This window comes from Staphylococcus sp. HMSC070D05, from assembly GCF_001815595.1.
In the GTDB taxonomy this organism is placed as follows: Bacteria; Bacillota; Bacilli; order Staphylococcales; family Staphylococcaceae; genus Staphylococcus; species Staphylococcus hominis.
The window spans coordinates 1-5663 of sequence record NZ_KV821113.1 but is presented as its reverse complement, the minus strand read 5'-3'; the positions used below and the strand labels follow the sequence as shown (position 1 = coordinate 5663).

5 protein-coding genes are annotated in these 5663 nt (G+C 26.8%); 2 read left to right on the top strand and 3 right to left on the bottom strand.

Annotation, left to right across the window (positions count from 1 at the left end; translation table 11 throughout):
- Positions 1-258: 258 nt before the first annotated feature.
- Entirely contained in the window at positions 259-354 is a 96-nt protein-coding gene (locus HMPREF3046_RS10965; RefSeq protein ID WP_000493114.1) for a type I toxin-antitoxin system Fst family toxin, read from the bottom strand.
- 291 nt (positions 355-645) lie between these two features.
- Between HMPREF3046_RS10965 and HMPREF3046_RS05030 the strand changes: the two genes are divergently transcribed.
- The gene (locus HMPREF3046_RS05030; RefSeq protein ID WP_002489619.1) at positions 646-1608 is read left to right on the top strand and encodes an ATP-binding protein; all 963 of its coding nucleotides are present in this window, start codon (positions 646-648) and stop codon (positions 1606-1608) included.
- Positions 1609-1776: 168 nt separating this feature from the next.
- On the opposite strand, the gene HMPREF3046_RS11320 is transcribed toward HMPREF3046_RS05030, so the two are convergent.
- Positions 1777-1929 (bottom strand): hypothetical protein, encoded by a 153-nt coding sequence (locus HMPREF3046_RS11320; protein WP_002489624.1) that lies wholly within the window; start codon positions 1927-1929, stop codon positions 1777-1779.
- A gap of 1854 nt (positions 1930-3783) precedes the next feature.
- Entirely contained in the window at positions 3784-4719 is a 936-nt protein-coding gene (locus HMPREF3046_RS05020) for a replication initiator protein A (protein ID WP_001829877.1), read from the bottom strand.
- Between the two features lie 439 nt (positions 4720-5158).
- Between HMPREF3046_RS05020 and HMPREF3046_RS05015 the strand changes: the two genes are divergently transcribed.
- On the top strand, positions 5159-5663 hold a 505-nt coding region (locus HMPREF3046_RS05015; protein ID WP_070717083.1), incomplete at its 3' end, for a DUF536 domain-containing protein.

Sequence of the window (5663 nt, the reverse complement as noted above, 5' to 3'; positions counted from 1 at the left end):
AGACTCCTTTTTGTTAAAATTATACTATAAATCTAACTTTGCAACAGAACCATATAATTAATCTTAAAAACGAGCTTTAATAATGAATACTTTGAATCATGATAAAATATTTATTAAATACATTTTTGCATTCCTCTATTAACCAGTGTTATAATTTGATTAACAAATAGTGTACTAACATGATAAACACCGAGCCCGATAACTACTGCGAATAGTTATCGGGCTCTTTTGGTGTATTAGCTATATGTCGCCGCTAAATTATTTTTCACGATTATTCAGCCAATGAGAAAATAACGTGAGTATAACTCCTACTATGATAGGAGCTATAATAGTTACAAATAGTGTACTGAACATGATGTCACCTCCTTCCATGCTAAATACAGCACAGAAGTGAACGACGACCTTTGTATTATATCATTTCTAATAATTGTGTTACAGATGCCTTCTGATAAGTCGTTTTATGTCTAAATAAACATTAAAAAGTAACAATAACAAACTTGATTTTAGTAAAATATAAATAACCTCAAATTTTTTAAATCATTCAAGTTAATGTACAAGTGTCTATCCCTATTAAAAAAAGAACGTTATTTCTATATAGTATCAAGACAAGAAGAAACTCGCTTAAAATTCAAGGAGAAAATAATCATGACTATTGAAAATGAAATCAAAGAAATTTTAAAAGAACTACCAAACGAAAATAGCAGATTAGACTACAAACAAATAGAGTATACAAAAGAAAAAAAAGACGAATTTATTAAAGATATCCTTGCTATGTTAAATAGCATAGATTCTTATAACGAAAATAAATTTATAATCTTTGGAGTAAGTGATGATAAAAAAATAATAGGATTAAAAAAAGAAATGTTCGACGATGGACATTATCAAAATATTATTGACGTATATGTCAAACCGAGACCAAAAATAGAAACCGGTCAAATAGAATATAACGATAAAAAAGTAGGATACATAGCTATAAACTCTAATAATTTAGAAACACCTTACGAATTAAAAAAAGAACTAAAAATAAAAAAATCATCTTTATTCGAGGGTCTATCCTTTATAAGAAAAGGTAGTACTAATACTCCTATACTCCAAGAAGAAAGAGAAAGACTAATACTAAAAAAAACCGAAAAAAATCCAAATAACAAAAACTTATTCACAGCGTTAAATCAAAAAGATCATGCAAGCAAAGAATTATACTACAAAGATAAGAGCGAAAGAGGAACTAAAAAAGTAGACCCTTCGAATAACAACGGAGAGTTTACAATTGGAGAACTATCATACGAATTCAAAATGAGATTGCAAGTTGCTTCTAACGAAATAGCAAGAATTATGGAAGCAGGTACAATAAAAATAGCTAGAATAAAAAATTACAAAGACAACGATATTTATTATGAATTACAAGAAAATTTAAAAAACCCTGAAAATATAATAAAAAGACTAGATACTAGTAGCTGGATTAGAGATTTCACTATAAAAGATTTAGCAATATTAATAAATAATCACGGTAGAATAGCAGAAATAATTTTCAAAGAAATAAAATCAGAAAGTCATGGAAGCGAAAGAAACCTAATAGAAATCGAATGGAATATCCCAGAAATCAACTAAGATTTATTTATTCCAATTGCTTTATTGACGTTGAGCCTCGAACCCTTAACAATCCCAAAACTTGTCGAATAATCGGTTTAATAGCTCACGCTATGCTGACATTCGTCTACAAGTTTAGTTAAGGGTTCTTCTCAACGCACAATAAATTTCTTCAGTATAAATGCGTGTCTAATTTCCATTTTTATCTAACTTTCTACCAAGTAAAAGTCCAATAACCACTCCTAAAAATGCCCCTAAAGGACCTGCAAAAACAAAAAGAATAGATGCCAAAATCATAGGTTGTGAAAAAGTATTTGAATTATTTTTTAAAAAATCAATCATCAAAAACTCTTCTTTTTAATAAAAATTATCATAGGAGTTATCAAATTTTAAATACCCTATTTACAATTTTAAAATACTTTTTAAAGTGTTTAGGTGTTCTTTATACATTTTTAATTTAAAGACTCATAAAACGCAAATGTGAACTAAATTTAAAAATCGAATATGATTTTGACTTACAAAACTGCTTTGAGCTATTTCTATATGGTAGTAAATCAAAACATTATATTTATAATTTTGGAATAAAAGAGCTACGAAAAATTCAAGAATTGAAATCAATTTCAAGTTACTTGTGATAAATATACTCATCAATATTTCTTCAAAAGTATCTTCTATATGTCGTTCATTTTTATGATTTTAGATATTTACGGAATCATAAAAAGTCAAAAAATAATATTTTGGAGTATGAGCATTCAATGAATCTTATTACGTATTTTATCGTTTTTTATAAATTTTTAAATTAATAAAAAGCTAAAATAAGTTTCATTTCGAATCACTTTTTAATCAAATTGAGCATAGAAAAGTACAGAAATTGTTTTATTCTTTCCTTTTTTCTTTGAACTTAAAAACAAATAATGTGATCAATATTGAATTCGATATTGATCAAAAGGTATTTCATCAAATTCAAAAAGTAAAACAAATGAATGAATTGCTTAGATTACTTTTGAGTGATTTTATTTTCGATATTAATACTAAAAGTAGGAGTCTTAAGAGTCTTTGGTTGAAAAAATTAAGACTCTTAAGAGTCTCGACGACGACTGAAGCCTATGAAATCAACAAAAAAAGGAGTCTTCAGACAATTCAAAATGGTCTTGTAACAATTGTAAAGAGTCTGTAATAAAGTATCATATTACACCCTCTAATTCAATGTATAAGAATGCTTATAATCACCTTTATATAAAGCTTTTAAGCTATTTATGGTGAACAATTGAGTAGAACGAATAAAAGGTAAATCTTTCAGCTATGCTGAATACCACCGAAGGTGGTACTAGATTTCCTTATGCTCATGTCAAATACTCTTTAAAAAGACTCCCATGTTTGTAATATTTCCAAAAACAAAACGTGCTTTAAGACAAAAGTGGCTATTTTCTTGTTCACTTTTTACTTTAAGTGCTTATTTTTATTTTCAAGATAACCATTGTTAGTAAAATGATTGAAGATAAAAAAAGAGAAAACTAAGTAAAAATATTTACTTAGTTTGGGATAGAAAAAATTCAAATTTAAAATTATATTCGATCCATGTCTTGAACATTAACGACTTACTTTTTGTTTATGATGTATATCAATTGAATCTGAATTTTGATTTTTTGGAATAATAAATTCAACCTTTTCTTTCCAATCTTTAACAAAATAAATGACAAAAACGATTTTATTAAGTCACTTTTATAACTACGAAAGATTGCTAAAGAATATAAAAACGGTTAGTATTTTTATAATTTTTAAAGTTAAAACAACGTTAAATGATCATTTTATTTTTCATCTTATGCGACATGTTTGAGCCATTTTCAAATGAATAATAACCATTTATAGAAAAAATAGGACTAAAACAGAAACGTTTTAGTCCTACCTACTTGTTTAACTACAGTTCATTTTCAGATTTACTCAATTGCCATTGAAGATAAAGTTCGACTGCAGTTAAAAGAACATTAATCATTGCCAAAGTAACTTTAATCTTTTTCTTAGTACTCATAAGTCTTCCTCCTTTCTTTAATAGCAGCATGCTATATTGTGATATTGTGTTGATCTTATTTTGTTATCCCCTCCCTTACCTTTCGTTTGATCTAGGTGGTTGCCTTAGCAACCACTTGTAAATAAAAAAAGAGAACATCTATTTAAAGATGCTCTCTAATTGAATCATTATTGATTAAATAAAGAAGTGATTGGTAAATGATCACGTCGTTTATTAAGCGTATGCATTTCAGCGAATTCAGACTTAAGGGATTTCATTAAGTACCCTTGCATGGCTTCAACGGTTTCATTTTTTTGAATAAGCATAGCTTTGAAACGTTTAAGAACATGAAGTATTTCTATTTCCATATCTTCTAATAAGTAATATGTATCAATAGAATTATTAAAGGACGTCTTGGCTTTTAATAATACAGGTTTGATGATTTTAATTTCATTTACAGAAAAGTTACTTAAATACCTTTGAATACTTTGAGGTAGTTCTTCGAGTAATTGGAATTTTAAAGCTTCATTATTAAAGTTTGAATTGTTGTGATTTGAATGATTTGTATGATTACTAGGAAAAGTTAGCTTATTATCATTCAAATCATTCGTATCATTACTCTCAGTTTTAATATAATCAGTATCATTATTCTCAGTATCATTAGACTGTGAATTTGGAAGTTCTTGACCACTTAAATTCACAGTTCTAGAACTTCCAAATTCATTGTTCTGGAACTGTGAATTTGGAAGTTCCTTGCTATGACTGGCTTTAATGTCATAATTAGGTTTTAATAAATATAATCTATTTGGTTTATTAAGGCCAACACGTTCTTGAGTTAATAAATTAAAACTTATTAACTCTTTTTTTAATTTTATAATTTTTTGTTCTGCATAACCTAAGTATTCGCACAAATGTTTATTACTGAAAATAAAGTAAATGTTATTATTTTTATCTACCCATTCATTTTGGATGGATAATTCAAAGCGATCTTTTAATAACGCATACATAATTTTGGCTTCCGCCGACATTTTTTTAAAATATGCATCTTCGAATAAATATTTAGGTAGTTGATAAAACCTTTCAGTTTTTACTTGTGATAAATTGTATTTTTCAAAATTGGGCATAATAAAAACCTCATTTCCATTTTTAGGATTGAGGTAATAAAACAATTTTTACGTAAGTTATATGTTTTGTGCTTGCACTTAGATGATTAGATAGATATAATACAAGTATCAAAAAATATATAAACAAACGAGTGCGAATCGTTTTATTACCGAGAGTCAATGCTACGCCAATAGCATTGACTCTTTTAGTATTTATAAAGCAATATTAACACTTTTAAGAAAGTATATAAAGAGTTTTAAATGTAGTTAAAAGCACATTGCCATGGCAAAATGTGTAGTTCATTGTTTTAGTACCTAATTAAGCTCCAAAAACATATTATAGGTAGCTAATTAGGTGCATATGTAGTAAATAGGTAGTAAATTTAGTGGTAATTGATGAAATAAAATTCATTAGGTGGTAAAATTTAGGTACTAAATTAGGTACCTAAGGGTGGATGTTATGAGAACTATTAAAATGGTTGCTGATGAATTAGGTGTAACTAAACAAACTATTGTTAATAATGCTAAAAGTTTAAATATAACTTTTGAAAAAGAAAATGGGATTAATTATATTGATGATAATGATTATTTGAAAATTATAGAAAAAATTACTAAGAAAGAGAGTACAATCCAAAATAAAGAATCAGTAAAAAAAGAATTGTTTGGTGAAAATACTGCAAAATCAGAAAAGAATATATATAATAATTCAAATAGTTCTGAGACATTAAAAACAAAAGTAAACGAATTAGAAAAGCAAATAGAAATCTTTGAAACTAGAGCTAAAAATGATGAAAAATATATTGAGAATTTAACTAAGCAATTAGATCAACAAAATAGCAATGTTAATACGTTAAATAAATTGTTGGAGAATCAACAAATATTAGCTTTAGAAAGCAATAAAAAAATTCAAAAACTAGAAAGTCAATTAGAAGAAGAAAGACAGCTTAATTATTCTTTTGATACAG